Origin of the sequence: Edaphobacter dinghuensis (assembly GCF_014640335.1) — a bacterium.
Classification (GTDB): Bacteria; Acidobacteriota; Terriglobia; order Terriglobales; family Acidobacteriaceae; genus Edaphobacter; species Edaphobacter dinghuensis.
This window is the reverse complement of the sequence record NZ_BMGT01000002.1, coordinates 439,765-454,073: the sequence shown is the minus strand read 5'-3', so window position 1 is coordinate 454,073 and position 14,309 is coordinate 439,765. Positions and strand designations below refer to the sequence as shown.

Below are 14,309 nucleotides of genomic sequence, written 5' to 3'. Positions count from 1 at the left end.
TGAGAACTCTTTTAGCGTGGAATGTCGATGGGACCGTTCTTCTCTTCTTTAGGCGGCGGGTGAGCCGCAAACCAACTCTTCTGGCTTGCGATCATCTCGGTCGTATCTTCCCGAAGATCCTGGATCGCTTCGAGAGCCAGCTTGCGCGAGACGTTGTAGGCTTCGTCGTCAGGCGGAGACTTCAACTCCGAGGCCCAACGATCAGTGGCCTGAAGCAGCTTCGGCAGCGATTTGCGTACGTCGCTATGGCGCGTGCTGTAGTCGTCGAGATTGTCCTCCAACTCATTGGCGATGGAAGTGAACTGCTCTAAAAGATCGTGTGCGTCCTGCTCGCGACCCGGATGTCGAGGATGGGCAAACAACTCCTGAATCGCTGCGGAGCGCTGATCGAGGAACTTGACGAAGACCAGAACGCGATCACGGGGGAAGTACGCGGACTCGCGCAACTGCTCGACCTCCGCTTCAGAGAGCGCGTTTTCGTTGGCCTGCGCATGCAGCGGCGGGTGGAGAACGAAGAGGATGAGGGCGAAGCATAGTCGTCGCAGCATTCTGTATGAGAGGTTCGAAAGGCTCATCCTGTATCAATGGTTAAAGACCTGGTCGAGAATCTGGTCCTGAACCAGATCCAGTTGCTTGAGCGTTGCCTGAACTGTTGTGCGATCGTCTTCCGAGGCCAGATGCAAAGCCTGCGCCAGTCGCAGCGTGGTGTGATGCATCAGCATCTCGGCGTTCTTTAGCCGCTTGGTGTTCTGTTCCAGATTGACCTGGATGAGATGAGCGTAATGGTTGACCTGCTTGAGCGTTGCGCTGGCCTGATCGTCGTCGCCATCAGCCATCTCTTTTACCGCCAACTCCGTCATGGTATGGACGAGTTGAGTGTAAAGGTAGCACTGATCGCGAGGATTGGCTTGCTGCGCACGCAGTTCAAGCTGGCTGAGGGTTTGTGCGTCGGGAAGTGTTTCGTCGATTGCAGCATGGACCGGAGGAGTGAGCAGGAGAAACAATGCTGAGGCGAGGAAAAGTGTGGAAAACCTTGCTATAGATTTCATAACGCACCTCGGAGGGAGCGCTTATCTACGATCTACCGCGAGTGATCGAGGGTGACAAGGCGGTGGCGGGCCTGCCACTCCTCGTTGGGAAACTTACCGTTCGCCACGGAGAGAAACTGCTTATACAAGTCGCGAGCCTCTTTGACCTGGTGTAGCTTGTCGTGCGCGGTCGCAGCCAGGAACAGAGACGAAGGCGACTGTGGCAGCACTTTATCACGAATCGCTAAAGCTTGCAAGCTCGTGACAGGGTCATCGTTAGCCGAAGCCGCAAAGGCGAGATGGCTCGCGGCGAGGCCAAGGTCTTCCTTGGTCGGAAAGGAGGAAGGCTCGCTGGTGGTGCGCTTCAGCATGGATTCTGCCTCGGCAAACTGGCGCAGGTGAATCAGGGCGTCGGCACGGTCCGTAACCAGAGTGGGATCGTTGGGATAGTCGGTGGTGAGTGTAGCGTAGAGCGGCGCGGCCTTCTCGAACTGGCTGTTGCTGCTGTACAGATGCGCCAGCAGGCGGGTGATCCCCGAGTCGTTCGGGCTGGCCGCGTGCAGCTTTTCGACGAGCGGAATCGCCTTTTCGGGCTGGCCCTGAGAATCGTAAAGGCTGGCTAACTGGGCGTTAAGGGTCGGGTCGTCAAGGTTTTTCCCCAGCGCCGCAGTCAGCAGCGCCTCGGCCTGATCGGTCTTCTTCTCCCGCTCAAGCAGATGGACGAGAGCAGCGGTCGCGGTAGCATTCTGCGGGTCGGCGCTCAGAAGGCGCCGGTAGGCAGCTTCCGCTCCGGCAAGATCGTTGGAGGCCTCGGCGAGCTCGCCCGACAGGATGATGTCGTCGGGCGTCTCAGGAGAGGTCTTCATCGCCTCCAGCAGCTCGTTGCTGGCGTCAGCCGGGCGCGTTGCCTGATCGAGCCGTGCCAGAGCGCGCCAGGCTCTGGCCTTGAGCGCGGGATCGGTGGATGGGGTCAGCGTGGTGGCGGCAAGCAGTTCAGTACGCGCCTGATCGTGCTGTCCGGTGCGTGCCAGCAGAAGGCCCAGCGAGAGATGCGGCTCGAAGTACTTGGGATCGGCGGCCGCGGCGCGGCGATACGTGTCGGCGGCGTTCGAGGTCTGGTCGAGCGACTCCTGCGTGAAGCCGAGGTCGTAGAGCAGATGGGCGTCGTTGGGGTACTTGGCGGCAAGGCTGGTCAGCAGCTTGAGTGCGGCAGGGAAGTCATGCTGATCGAGCGCCGCGTTGGCTTGAGCGCGCAGCGGGTCCTGTTCAGACGGAGCCTGCGTCTGTGACTGGGCCGTAGCGTCGGTCGTTCCGGCAGGAAGCTGGGCGTGGAGAGAACTGGTGCTGAGGAGTCCGAAAAATATGACAGATGCCGTGACACCGAGACGGTAGGGGCGCAATATGGCGGGTGCGATTCTGTGGTGTGTCGGCTTCGGCATCGTGGTACTCCCCCTCCTATCTTAAAGTACTCAAAGTCTTCGAAGATAAGGCGTTAGGTCTGGACTTCAGTCTGGACTTAAGTGCGGAAGCCCGGCCTGGAGTGGCCGGGCTTCGACAGCTCTTTTCCTGATTTAAGGATAACAGGTGAGTCAAGGGATCTTGAAGAGTACCTGCGAGATGCGACATAGATTCTGCAAGTGGATTGAGTGTCTGGGGGTTCTCGGTTAGGATTTGTACGTCAGAAAAAAGTAACATTTGAGAAGCGTGAAAAAGGAGATCGTAAGAATGAGTGTTTCGCACAAGTCTGAGTCGTGGGTGGATCGGTGGTTTCCTCTTCTGGTAATCGCCTTCGGATTGCTCTTTCTTACGCTGCTGGTGTCGTTTAAACCGATGGGCTAAAGTCAGACCCCTATCCGGTTGTGGAAAACAGAGCTTCGCGGGCTATCACTAAGCCCTGGACCCGGCCTTGACGGCTGGGTCTTTTTGCGTGGATTCGAATAAAATTCAAGCTTCTGATGATTACAAAAGAAACGCAGCGGAAGCGCATCAATACGCCGCGCCAGGTTCTCTTTGCGAGCATGGTTGGCACGACCGTCGAGTTCTTCGACTTCTACATCTACGCCACGGCCGCGGTGCTGGTGTTTCCGCGCCTGTTCTTTCCCACCCACGATCCCGCCTCTTCGACGCTGGCGTCGTTGGCTACGTTCGGCATCGCCTTTCTGGCGCGGCCGATCGGCTCCGCGCTCTTCGGCCACTTCGGCGATCGCATCGGACGCAAGCGGACGCTGGTGCTGGCGCTGTCGACCATGGGGTTGTCGACGTTCATCATTGGAGTTTTACCGCCTTATGCCGCTATCGGCATCACTGCGCCGCTTCTGTTGGCGTTGTGCCGGTTTGGGCAGGGCATCGGGCTGGGCGGCGAGTGGGGCGGCGCGGTGCTGCTTGCGGTCGAGAACGCTCCGCCCAACAAGCGTGCGTTTTATGGCATGTTTCCTCAGTTGGGCGCGCCGGCGGGATTTCTGCTCTCGGGCGGCACGTTTCTTCTGCTCTCGCGCTGGCTCAGCGACCGGCAGTTCTTCGCCTTTGGCTGGCGGCTGCCGTTTATTGCCAGTGCGGTGCTGGTACTGTTGGGGCTTTATGTTCGGTTGACGATCACCGAGACGCCGGTCTTCCAGGCTTCGGTGCAGCGCGCCGAGCAGGTGGGCGTGCCCATGTTTACGGTGCTGCGCCGTCATACGCGAGCGCTGGTCGCGGGCATTCTGGTTTGCCTGGCGACATTCGTTCTCTTCTACCTGATGACGGTCTTTGCGCTCTCTTGGGGAACGACCGCTCTGCACTATGAGCGTGGCCGCTTTTTGCTGATCCAGCTCTTCGGCATCCTCTTCTTCGCGGCGACGATTCCGGCCTCGGCGTTAATGGCCGAGCGCGGGCGGCGGCCGGTGATGATTGGAGTGACTGTGCTGATCGGTATCTTCGGCTTTGTGCTGGCGCCGCTGTTTACCTCCGGGCTGACAGGCGCGGTGGTGATGATGGCGTTGGGGCTGGCGCTGATGGGGATGACTTATGGCCCGCTGGGTACGGTCGTCTCGGAGCTATTTCCGACGCCGGTGCGGTATACCGGAAGCTCGTTGGCGTTCAGTATGGCGGGAATTTTGGGCGCTTCGCTGGCGCCTTATATTGCCATGAAGCTGGCGAAGGACTACGGGCTGCAGTATGTCGGCTATTACCTCACGGCGTCGGCGGTGCTGACGTTGGCCGGGCTGCTGCTGATTCGAGAGACCAAAGACGACGATCTGACTGTGTAATAGTTGAGCGCAGTGAACTAAGTGGTTTGAAGTTCGGGTTCGGACGCGGACAGGTGAAGCGCCGGAGCCAGCCAGTGGCCGGTATGCGATGCGGGGTTGGCCGCGATCTCTTCGGGCGTGCCGGTGGCGACGATCTGGCCGCCGCCGCTGCCGCCTTCGGGGCCCATGTCGATGACCCAGTCGGCTGATTTGATGATGTCGAGGTTGTGCTCGATCACCAGCAGCGATCCGCCGCCTTCGATGAGCTTGTGGAAGGCAGCCAGCAGTTTGGCGACATCTTCGAAGTGAAGACCAGTGGTGGGCTCGTCGAGGATGTAGAGGGTGCGCGAGCGGGCTTTGGCTGCGGCCTCGTTGCCGGAGCGGCCTGTAATGCTGCGTGCTGTGGCGAGGTGCGAGGCAAGCTTGACGCGCTGCGCTTCGCCACCGGAGAGCGTGGTGGCGGATTGGCCGAGGCGGACGTAACCGAGGCCAACTTCGTCGAGGACGTAAAGCTTGTCGATGATCTTGGGATGGCCCGCGAAGTAGACCAGCGCCTCCTTGACGGTCATGTTGAGTACGTCGTGGATATTTTTATTTTTGTACTTGATGTCGAGCGTCGCGGATTTGTAACGCGTACCGTTGCATTCTTCGCAGGGTAGCTCGATGTCGGCGAGGAACTGCATTTCTACAGTGACGGTGCCGTCGCCTTCGCAGACGTCGCAGCGGCCGCCGGGAACGTTGAAGGAGAAGTGGCCCGCGCTGAAGCCGCGGCGTTTGGCGTCGGGCTGCGCGGCGAAGAGGGCGCGAATGTCGTCGAAGGCCTTGATGTAGGTGACCGGATTGGAGCGCGGCGTGCGGCCAATGGGCGACTGATCGACGAGGACGACATCGTTGATGTATTGCGTGCCGGAGAGTTCGCGATACAGGTGCGCTGGATCGCCGCCTTCGGTCTGGCCGAGCGCCTGCATCAGCGCGCGATAGAGCACTTGGTGGACGATGGTGGATTTGCCACTGCCGCTGACTCCGGTAACGACGCAGAGCAGGTTGAGTGGGACGTCGAGATCGACGCCGCGCAGATTGTGAATGCGTGCGCCGGTGAGCTTCAGGTGTTCGCGGCCCGGCTCGCGGCGGCCATGTGGAACAGGAATGGTGGCGCGGCCTGAGAGATACTTGCCGGTGATGGAGTTGGGATTGGCGGTGACTTCGGCAACGGTTCCTTCGGCGAGGAGTTTGCCGCCGAGTTCGCCAGCGCCGGGGCCGAGGTCGAGAAGATGATCAGCGGCGCGAATGACGTCGGGATCGTGCTCGACGACGAGGATGGTGTTGCCGAGATCGCGCAGGTCTTTCATGATGCGGATGAGCTTGGCGGTGTCGCGAGTGTGCAGGCCGATGCTGGGCTCGTCGAGCACGTAGAGTGCGCCGACGAGTCGCGAGCCGAGCGATGTCGCTAGTTGAATGCGTTGCGATTCGCCGCCGGAGAGCGTGGAGCTGAGGCGGTCGAGGGTGAGGTAGTCGAGCCCGACCTGATGCAGGAAGTGAATGCGTTGGCGAACCTCTTCGAGGATCTTTCCGGCGATCTCGGTTTGTGCCGGTGACAGTTGCAGATTGTCGAAGAAGTTCTGCGCGTCGGTGATGGTTAGCGCGGAGGTCTCGCAGATGTTGCGGTCGTTGATGAGCACGGCGCGAGCCTCGGCGCGGAGGCGCTGGCCGCGGCAGTCGGGGCAGAGCGCGTAGCCGCGATACTTCGACAGGAAGACGCGGACGTGCAACTTGTATTTTTTGCGTTCGAGCGCAGCGAAGAAGCCCCGGATGCCGGGGAAGCTGCCGTTGCCGTCTTCGATGAAGCGCTGCTGCTCGGGCGTCAGATCGTACCAGGGAGTATCGACGGGAATCTTTGCGGCCTTCGCGGCGCGGATCATTTCGCCGTGGTGAGGACGGTACTTGGTGGTCGTCCACGGAGCGATGGCGCCTTGGTTCAGCGTCTTCGACTTGTCGGGGATGATGAGGTTGGGGTCGAAGTCGATGGTGTTGCCGAAGCCCTGGCAGCGCGGGCAGGCACCGTAGGGATTGTTGAAGGAGAAGAGGCGCGGCTCTGGCTCGCGGTAGGCGCGATGGCAGGTAGTGCACTCGAACGCAGCCGAGAAGCGGAGGTGCTGCGACTCGCCTTCGTCTTCGCGTGGAACAGTATGAAATTGGATCTCGCCGGACTCGCGGTAGCCGGTTTCGATGGCGTCTACGATGCGGGCTCGTGAGTCGGGGCTGATGGCGAGGCGGTCGGCGAGGACGAAGATGGGTTTTGCGAAGTCGAGTTCGAGGAGCGATTCGGGCGTGGAGAACTCGACGATTTTGCCAGCTTGATAGAGACGGTTGTAGCCTCGGCGGCGGAGTTCGGTTAGCCGCTCTTTAAGAGCATCGGTGATGTCGATGACCTTGGGCGCAGCCACTGCTTTGACGGCTTTTTTTGCGACGGCCTTCTTTGGCTTGGGAGCTTCTTCCTCCGGTTCGGCGGAGGGCTGCTGCATCGGTTCAAGCTTGACCTCGGCACGCTCGATAGGGAAGAGCGCGTAGGTGCGCGTGCCTTCCGGCAGAGCGAAGAGTGCGGTGACGATCTCGTCTACGGTGTCGTGCTTGACGATGCCGCCGCAGTGCAGGCAGGTCACGGTGCCGCAGCGGGCGTAGAGCAGGCGTAAGTAGTCGTAGATCTCGGTCGCCGTCGCCACCGTGGAGCGGGGATTGCGCGTCTGGTTCTTTTGCTTGATGGCGATGGCGGGAGCGAGTCCGTCCATGTGATCGACATCGGGCTTTTCGATGCGCTCGAGAAACTGCCGGGCGTAGGCGGAGAGCGATTCGACGTAGCGGCGCTGACCCTCGGCGTAGACGGTGTCGAAGGCGAGCGAAGACTTGCCGCTGCCACTGACACCGCTGACGACGGTGAGCGCGTTGTGCGGGATATCGACGTCGATGCCCTTGAGGTTGTGGGTGCGGGCGCCGCGGATGGTGATCTGATCGTTTTTTTGCTCGTGCGTTTGCTCGCTCATGGCCAAACTTCTATTTTCTCGTATTGTGCGGCGTAGCGCGAATTAATGGCCGACGGCGGCCCGCGGGTTGATGAAAAGAAGGGCAGATGTCATGCTCGAAGGATGAAGCAGACGATGTTATGGGGTGTCTTTGTCGGGGTGGTGCTGGTCGCGTGCGCGGCGGCGCAGGAGAGAGGGACCTGGCGTGCGACGGGCAACTCGGCGCGGACAATTACCGGGGACGTGTCGTTGTCAGACGCAAAGCTGGTGGTCGATTTTTCAAGCTATACGATCGCAAAGATTCGAGCATTGCAGCCGAATGAGTTGAGCGCGGCCTTTGACGCTGACAGCAACGCCGGCGGAAGCGGCAATCTCTACAGGCTCAATATTCCGGCTACGAAGCGGCTTTTGCACAAGAACACCCTGTGTGGCTCTGACGATACCCAGTGGATGGCTACTTATGTGGTTGGACGGTCGCTGCAGCTTGCGTTCTTTTCCGGACAAACGGTGCCTGTGCTGAAGCTGGAGGCGCTGTCGAATTCGACGGATTTGTGCGGGACGTTCTCTTATACGCGGTAAGCAGGGAAAACAGATTCCTTCGCCGCGCTGCGGAATGGAAATACACATTAGGCAGTCTAAGCTTGCCTTGTCGTGCGGCGCCGAAAGTCTGATTCCGGAATAGGCTGCATCAGACTGCTTCCGTTCGCGGTGGCTGCGGGGTTGAAGTCTGGGCGAAGCCCCAGAGAATCTCCAGCAGCATAGGCCAGACGATCCCCATTGTTACCAGCCATCCCGATCTTGAACTGATCGGGCCTTTGGCATCGCTGTAGACGATGAGGCAGAGCACTGCGTTGGCGAGATAAGCGGTGTTTAAGCCAATGAGGCAGGCTCGAGTAGGAGCCCGAAAGATATGCCGCCTGCGCAGGTATAGAACCGCCGCGCTGGCGATGACGATGCCAAGGCCCAGGCTAAGCACCGAGAGGCGCTGCCATGCGCTCGTTCCGGCGAGATGCAGAAGGAAGGGCAGCTCGACCAGGATCGTTCCGAAGACCGAAAGGCCGATGGCGATCCAAAGGATGCGCCGTCCCGTAGGGGTGGAGAGGCGATTGGAAAACAGCGCACGCAGGCGAAGCCAGATCAGCGGGAATGCCAGAAAGAACGGCGCGCCCACAAGCGCATGCCACCAGTTTCCCTGATTGCCGGGAACTCTGAACGTGACGGCATCGAGTGGCGACGTGTTGACCGCAAATGGAAGAAACACCACAAGCACGGCCAGCAGCGAGATCAAAAGCCCGAGGGCATTGAGTGGTGCTGAACCAAGCACTTCTTCCGTCGGCGTAGAGGATTCATCTTCTTCTGGGTTGCGCATTGCAGCGAATTATAGAGCACCGGTTTTACTTAGCTCCATAGCTTGCCAAGGAACGTGAGTATCGCCGCATTAAACTTCTCCGGTCTTTGCAGAGGGGCAAAGTGACTTACCGCGGCAAGCTCGATCAATTCGGCATTAGGGATGGAACTGGATAGATAGAGTGCATGTTCGCGCTTGATAAATTCGTCGTGTTCACTTTGTACGATTGTGACAGGCATGCTGATCTTCGCCAGATCGTCCAGTGTGTAATTGGGCTGTGTGCGCTGCATCAATGAGACATCTTCGACGAACTCTTTGAACTGTTCTGGCGTTGCGGATAGTTCGGCGTAGTCATGTGTGTGCCGAGCGAAACATCGATCGAGGGTGGGAGTGGTCTCGAATGGTTTTACGCCGCTTGGGTCCATGTTGCAGGCAAAGAAGAAGACTCCGGCAACGCGCGCGGGAGCCTTCGCGGCGAGGATGAGAGCGGTACATGCGCCGTCACTCCAGCCGACGAGCGCGGCTTTTTGAAGATGCAATGCATCCATCACTGCGAGAACATCGGAGGCCATCAGTTCATAGGAGAATGGCCGCGCGTCGCGTGTGCTGCGACCATGGCCACGAGTATCTATCAGCACGGCGCGATAGCCGCTGTTGATCAGCGCAGGAACCTGATAACCCCAGTTGCCGCTATGGCCAAGGCCGCCGTGGAGCAGGATTACGGATGGTCCGGAGCCATAAGCGGCATACCAGAGCCGAATACCGTTGTGCTCGATGTAGCTTTGCTGGCCTGTTGCTGGCAACGGTGCAGCGCCATTCGCTTCGAATTGGCTGAGGTCATCGTCGTTCACTTCCATGATGCGTCAGCGCTCAGACTGCGGGCGGAAGATTTCGATGAGCAGCAGGCAGGCTCCGATGACGATGCAGCTATCGGCGACGTTGAAGTCGGGCCAGTGGTAGTGGACGATGTGGACTTCGAGGAAGTCGACGACGTGGGAGAAGCGAACGCGGTCGTAGAGATTGCCGACGGCTCCGCCGAGGATGAGAGCGAGCGCAATGCCGGTCAGCGACAGATCGCGGCCCACGCGCCACAGCATTCCTAGCACGATGATGACGGCGAGGACGGAGAAGGCGATGAGACTGTCGCGGACGACGACGGGTGAGGCCGAGTCGAAGAGCGAAAACGCCGCGCCGGTATTGAGCACGTGCGTAAGGCGAAAGACTCCGGGGATCACCGGGATGGCGTAACCGGGATTGATGTGGTGGACGATCCAAAGCTTGCTGCAGCGGTCGGCGACGACGACGAGCGCGGCGAGCAGGAGAAGAGGGATACGGCTGTCCCGTTTGCTGTGTATGGTGAGGGACATTTAGGCTTGCTGCTCCGTTTTTTGAACTGTGTAGGGGGCGTAGTGGATGGCTTCGAGGGCCTCGGCACAACGGAGGCAGACGGTGGGGTAGCGAGCATCGTTGCCTACGTCGGTGGTGTAGTTCCAGCAGCGCTCGCACTTAATGCCGTCGGCTGCAACAGTGGTGACGCGCGGCTGCAGATCGGCGTGCTCGATGTGAGCGAGTTCTACCTGCGAGGTGTTGAAGAGTTCCTTGAGGCTGGGCTCGTACTTCTTCAGAAGTGTGAGTAGAGGTTCGCTGGCCTCGATCTGTACCTTGGCATCGAGTCCTTTGCCGACGAGTTTGTCGCGGCGGGCGGCTTCGAGCGAGATGAGCACGGTGTCGCGGACTGCAAGCAGCTTTTCCCAGTCCTCTTCAAGGAGTTTGACGTTGCCGGGAACGATGTCGGCGATGTTGGGGAAGAGCGCGACGTGGACGCTGGTCTCGCGGCCTTCGACTTTGGGTAGAAGCTGCCAGACCTCGTCGGCGGTGAAGCTGAGGATCGGTGCGATGAGGCGGGTGAGGGCTTCGGCGATGCGCCACAGTGCGGTCTGTGCGCTGCGGCGAGCGGGATGGTTGGGTGCGAAGGTGTAGAGGCGGTCTTTCAGTACGTCGAGGTAGAGCGCGCTGAGGTCGGTGTTCACGTACTCGTTGAGCGCGTGGTAGGCGCGGTGGAACTCGAAGTCGTCATAGGCGGCGCGGATCTTGGTGTCGAGTTCCGCGGTGCGGGCGAGGATGTACTGATCTAAAGGCTCCATCGCAGAAAACGCGATGGTGTTTGTTGCTGGGTCGAAGTCATGCAGGTTGCCGAGCAGGAAGCGCAGCGTGTTGCGTAGCTTGCGGTAGTTGTCGCTGACGCGCTGCATCAGGTTTTCGCTGGCGGCGACGTCTTCGCGGAAGTCGACGGAGGCGACCCAGAGGCGGATGATCTCGCCGCCGAGGCGCTTGGCGATATCGACGGGATCGACGCCATTGCCGAGGCTCTTTGAAAAGGCACGGCCTTGTTCGTCGAGCGTCCAGCCGGAGGTTGCGACCATCTTGTACGGCGCTTTGCCGCGCACAGCGACGGACGTAAGTAAGGACGAGTGGAACCAGCCGCGGTGTTGGTCGCCGCCTTCGGTGTAGAGGTCGGCGGGCCAGTGCAGCTCGGGCTCGATGTCGAGGACGGCGTGCCAGCTTGCGCCGGACTCGAACCATACGTCGAGGATGTCCATCTCCTTGCGAAACTCTTCGTTGCCGCAGGCGCACTTCGTTCCTTTGGGAAGCAGCGCGGCGACGTCGTGCGTGTACCAGGCATCGGCGCCTTCTTTATGGAAGAGCTGAACGATGCTCTTGTTGATGGCCTTGTCGTTCAGCGGCGTGTGGCACTTTTCGCAGAGGAAGACAGCGATGGGCACGCCCCAGATACGCTGGCGCGAGATGCACCAGTCGGGCCGGGTGGCGATCATGTTGGAGATGCGGTCTTCGCCCCATGATGGATCCCAGACGACTTTTTTGATCTCGTCGAGGGCACGCTGGCGGAAGGTGGTCTCGTTGCCTTCGGGTGTGAACATCGGCGTCTCCATGCCGATGAACCACTGCTCGGTGGCGCGCACAATGACGGGATTGTGGCAGCGCCAGCAGTGCGGGTAAGAGTGCTCGAAGCTGGTGGCGCTGAGGAGCGCCCCTTTTTCGCGCAGCAGCTCGATGATGACCGGGTTGGACTTGAAGACGGTGAGGCCGTCGTAAGGTTCGCCGGGATGACCGCCGTGCAGCTCGGTGTGGCGCTGCTTGCCTGCGTTGTCTACATATTGCACTTCGGGCAGGTCGTAGCGCTTGCCGGTGTAGAAGTCGTCGACGCCGTGGGCTGGCGCGGTGTGGACGGCTCCGGTGCCTTGTTCGGCGGTGACGTAGTCGGCGGTGACGCCGAGGATCTGGCGATCGAGAAAGGGGTGCTGGAAGGTGACGCGGTCGAGCTTCGCTCCCTTGAATCGGGCGATCTCGACGGCTTCGGTGAGGTTGCAGGCGGCTTTGACTGCGGCTGCGAGAGCTTCGAGGACTACATATACGTTGCCGTCGGAGTTTTCGAGGGCGACGTATTCCAGCTCGGGGTTGAAGGCGACGGCTTGCGATGCAGGAAGCGTCCACGGAGTCGTTGTCCAGATGATGGTGGCGACTTTTTTGCCTGCCAGTTTGGCGTCGATGGCCGCTGGATCGCTGGTGAGTTGATAGCGGACGTAGACGCTGGGCGAGTTGTGCTGCTCGTACTCGACCTCGGCTTCGGCGAGCGCGGTGCGGTCGTGGATGCACCAGTAGACGGGCTTGAGGCCCTTGTAGACGAAGCCTGCCTCGAAGAAGTCGTAGAAGGTCTCGGCGATGCTGGCTTCGTAGGGAAACGACATCGTGAGGTAAGGATCGTTCCAGCGGCCGAAGACGCCGATGCGCTCGAACTGGCTGCGCTGGAGATCGACGTATTTCTGCGCGTAGTCGCGGCAGGCTTTACGGACCGCGATAGGATCCATCTCCAGCTTTTTGCGGCCAAGCTGCTCATCTACCTTGATTTCGATGGGGAGGCCGTGGCAGTCCCAACCGGGAACGTAGGGGGAGTCGAAGCCCGCCATCGTCTTGGTTTTGACGACGAAGTCCTTGATGCACTTGTTGAGGGCGTGGCCGAGGTGAATGGCTCCGTTGGCGTAGGGCGGACCGTCGTGGAGGATGTATTTGGGCGAACCGGCGCGGGCGGCGCGAATCTGGGCGTAGAGGTCCTGTTTCTGCCACTCGGCGAGGCGGATGGGCTCGTTGACGGGCAGGTTGGCCTTCATGGCGAAGCTGGTCTCGGGAAGGTTCAGGGTAGACTTGAGCGGCTTCACGGATGGGTCGAGTTTGGGCTTTGAATCAGATACTTCCGGCATTCGTTCCTCTTGATCGCGGTTAGACAGATGTTCGGTTTGCGCCAAACTCTTATTGTATCCGGCCTGCAATCGGAGATGTGGGGTTACAGATGAGGTGCGGGCGAGACATTCCGCACAGGAAGTGCGTCCAATGGAACGAGCGAAATTGGATTAATGTTTGTAGAATGCTTGTGAAGCCAAGTGCCTTGCTGTTGTAGCGGAGAAAAAACCGGCGGAAGACCGGGAACGTAGATAAAGAGAATGATGCGCGCTAATTCCGAAAAAAGCCGGTGGAACGGTTCTCATACGATCCTGCAGGCTGAGGCGAGACAATTTGGCTGATATACCTATGATTCCGCACGAAAACGAACCAGAGCACGAGGCCCCGGAACTACGCCCTGCAGAGGCCCCTCATTTGAATGAGGAGACCGAAGGGTCGATGTGGACTTCGCTGTTCGAAAATCTTCGCGATACCTTCAGCACGAAGAAGGAAGCGCCGCTGCAGCTTGAGTCGAAGCCGGTCGAGAGCGACCTCCTTATTAAAGAAGAGGGCACCTTCGCTTCTTTGTGGAGCAGCATTCGCGACGTGTTCTTCCCGGTGAAGCTGCCGCCGTTGCAGCTTGAGTCGAAGCCGATTGCCGTGGTCGACCGCATGAAGGTGAAGCGCGACCCGACCTCGACGGCGATTGCGGTGGTGCTGCACGGCCTGGTGATTCTACTGATCGCCTTTCTGCTGGCGAAGAAGATCAAGTTTGCGGCTCCGGTGAAGCAGCAAGTGTTGACTGAGGTTAATGTTCCTCCCATGGCCCCGATCCAGGCTAAGTCGATGGGCGGCGGCGGCGGCCAGCATGACACGACTCCGGTGACGAAGGGAACGCCGCCTAAATTTGCGGAGACCCAGATTGTTCCGCCGAAGGCTCCTCCGCTGGAGCAGCCGAAGATCAACATTCCGCCGACCATCGAGGTGCAGAAGGACGTGCACATGGCCAGCAGCATTCCGCAGATCGGCGTTGCCAACTCGCCGCTGGTGGGCATGTCGATGGGCAACGGCCACGGAACCGGACTGGGTTCGGGCGACGGCTCAGGACTTGGGCCGGGTTCGGGCGGCAATACCGGCGGCGGCCCGCGACGGATCGGCGGTGGCGTCTCGGCTCCGGTGCTGATCTATTCGGTTGAGCCGGAGTTCTCAGAAGAGGCCCGCAAGGCGAAGGTCGCCGGAAATGTTCTGGTGAATCTCTGGGTCGATACCAACGGACTTCCCAGCCATGTGCATGTGATTCGCGGTGTAGGCATGGGACTGGACGAGAAGGCGGTTGAAGCGGTGAAGCAGTACAAGTTCAAACCGGCGATGGAGAACGGGAAGCCTGTGCTTGTGGAGCTGAACGTCGAGGTCAACTTCCAGATCTTCTAGGGGTACCCCCCTGGGGTACTTCTAG

The 14,309-nt window shown here is 59.9% G+C and carries 11 protein-coding genes; 3 read left to right on the top strand and 8 right to left on the bottom strand.

All coding sequences use genetic code 11. From position 1 onward, the window contains the following. Positions 1 to 11: 11 nt before the first annotated feature. Genes IEW09_RS07520 through IEW09_RS07510 form a run of 3 tightly spaced genes read right to left on the bottom strand, consistent with a single transcriptional unit; the run spans position 12 to position 2,467 of the window. Positions 12 to 548 carry a hypothetical protein gene (locus IEW09_RS07520; protein WP_188553569.1) on the bottom strand — a complete coding sequence of 179 codons (537 nt, stop codon included), beginning with the start codon at positions 546 to 548 and terminating at the stop codon, positions 12 to 14. 33 nt (positions 549 to 581) lie between these two features. Continuing rightward, positions 582 to 1,049: a hypothetical protein gene (locus IEW09_RS07515; protein ID WP_188553568.1), complete on the bottom strand. Its 468-nt coding sequence runs from the start codon at positions 1,047 to 1,049 to the stop codon at positions 582 to 584. A 32-nt stretch (positions 1,050 to 1,081) separates the two neighbouring features. Beyond that, positions 1,082 to 2,467 (bottom strand): tetratricopeptide repeat protein, encoded by a 1,386-nt coding sequence (locus IEW09_RS07510; RefSeq protein WP_188553567.1) that lies wholly within the window; start codon positions 2,465 to 2,467, stop codon positions 1,082 to 1,084. A 516-nt stretch (positions 2,468 to 2,983) separates the two neighbouring features. On the opposite strand from IEW09_RS07510, the gene IEW09_RS07505 reads away from it, so the two are divergent. After that, positions 2,984 to 4,273, top strand: a complete 1,290-nt coding sequence (locus tag IEW09_RS07505) for an MFS transporter (RefSeq protein ID WP_188553566.1) — start codon at positions 2,984 to 2,986, stop codon at positions 4,271 to 4,273. Positions 4,274 to 4,290: 17 nt separating this feature from the next. On the opposite strand, the gene uvrA is transcribed toward IEW09_RS07505, so the two are convergent. Next, the gene (gene uvrA / locus IEW09_RS07500; protein WP_188553565.1) at positions 4,291 to 7,290 is read right to left on the bottom strand and encodes an excinuclease ABC subunit UvrA; all 3,000 of its coding nucleotides are present in this window, start codon (positions 7,288 to 7,290) and stop codon (positions 4,291 to 4,293) included. Between the two features lie 102 nt (positions 7,291 to 7,392). Here uvrA and IEW09_RS07495 point away from each other — a divergent pair, with 102 nt between their 5' ends. Beyond that, on the top strand, positions 7,393 to 7,848 hold the full coding sequence (locus tag IEW09_RS07495; RefSeq protein WP_188553564.1) for a hypothetical protein: 456 nt from the start codon (positions 7,393 to 7,395) through the stop codon (positions 7,846 to 7,848). A gap of 109 nt (positions 7,849 to 7,957) precedes the next feature. On the opposite strand, the gene IEW09_RS07490 is transcribed toward IEW09_RS07495, so the two are convergent. From IEW09_RS07490 to ileS, 4 genes are read right to left on the bottom strand one after another with little or no spacing between them, the layout of a single operon-like run. Beyond that, a complete protein-coding gene (locus IEW09_RS07490; protein ID WP_188553563.1) occupies positions 7,958 to 8,638 on the bottom strand; it encodes a hypothetical protein in 681 nt (226 codons plus the stop codon). Between the two features lie 29 nt (positions 8,639 to 8,667). After that, positions 8,668 to 9,474 carry an alpha/beta fold hydrolase gene (locus IEW09_RS07485; protein WP_188553562.1) on the bottom strand — a complete coding sequence of 269 codons (807 nt, stop codon included), beginning with the start codon at positions 9,472 to 9,474 and terminating at the stop codon, positions 8,668 to 8,670. 6 nt (positions 9,475 to 9,480) lie between these two features. Further along, positions 9,481 to 9,984: a signal peptidase II gene (lspA, locus tag IEW09_RS07480; RefSeq protein WP_188553561.1), complete on the bottom strand. Its 504-nt coding sequence runs from the start codon at positions 9,982 to 9,984 to the stop codon at positions 9,481 to 9,483. Further along, positions 9,985 to 12,894, bottom strand: a complete 2,910-nt coding sequence (gene ileS, locus IEW09_RS07475) for an isoleucine--tRNA ligase (RefSeq protein ID WP_188553560.1) — start codon at positions 12,892 to 12,894, stop codon at positions 9,985 to 9,987. It lies immediately after the preceding gene. A gap of 313 nt (positions 12,895 to 13,207) precedes the next feature. On the opposite strand from ileS, the gene IEW09_RS07470 reads away from it, so the two are divergent. Further along, positions 13,208 to 14,284: an energy transducer TonB gene (locus IEW09_RS07470; RefSeq protein ID WP_229739170.1), complete on the top strand. Its 1,077-nt coding sequence runs from the start codon at positions 13,208 to 13,210 to the stop codon at positions 14,282 to 14,284. Positions 14,285 to 14,309 lie beyond the last annotated feature (25 nt).

Bases quoted from the DNA above. Each gene is read 5' to 3' on its own strand.
- IEW09_RS07520 (WP_188553569.1), bottom strand. From the start codon at position 548: ATGCTGCGACGACTATGCTTCGCCCTCATCCTCTTCGTTCTCCACCCG.
- IEW09_RS07515 (WP_188553568.1), bottom strand. From the start codon at position 1,049: ATGAAATCTATAGCAAGGTTTTCCACACTTTTCCTCGCCTCAGCATTG.
- IEW09_RS07510 (WP_188553567.1), bottom strand. From the start codon at position 2,467: ATGCCGAAGCCGACACACCACAGAATCGCACCCGCCATATTGCGCCCC.
- IEW09_RS07505 (WP_188553566.1), top strand. From the start codon at position 2,984: ATGATTACAAAAGAAACGCAGCGGAAGCGCATCAATACGCCGCGCCAG.
- uvrA (WP_188553565.1), bottom strand. From the start codon at position 7,290: ATGAGCGAGCAAACGCACGAGCAAAAAAACGATCAGATCACCATCCGC.
- IEW09_RS07495 (WP_188553564.1), top strand. From the start codon at position 7,393: ATGAAGCAGACGATGTTATGGGGTGTCTTTGTCGGGGTGGTGCTGGTC.
- IEW09_RS07490 (WP_188553563.1), bottom strand. From the start codon at position 8,638: ATGCGCAACCCAGAAGAAGATGAATCCTCTACGCCGACGGAAGAAGTG.
- IEW09_RS07485 (WP_188553562.1), bottom strand. From the start codon at position 9,474: ATGGAAGTGAACGACGATGACCTCAGCCAATTCGAAGCGAATGGCGCT.
- lspA (WP_188553561.1), bottom strand. From the start codon at position 9,984: ATGTCCCTCACCATACACAGCAAACGGGACAGCCGTATCCCTCTTCTC.
- ileS (WP_188553560.1), bottom strand. From the start codon at position 12,894: ATGCCGGAAGTATCTGATTCAAAGCCCAAACTCGACCCATCCGTGAAG.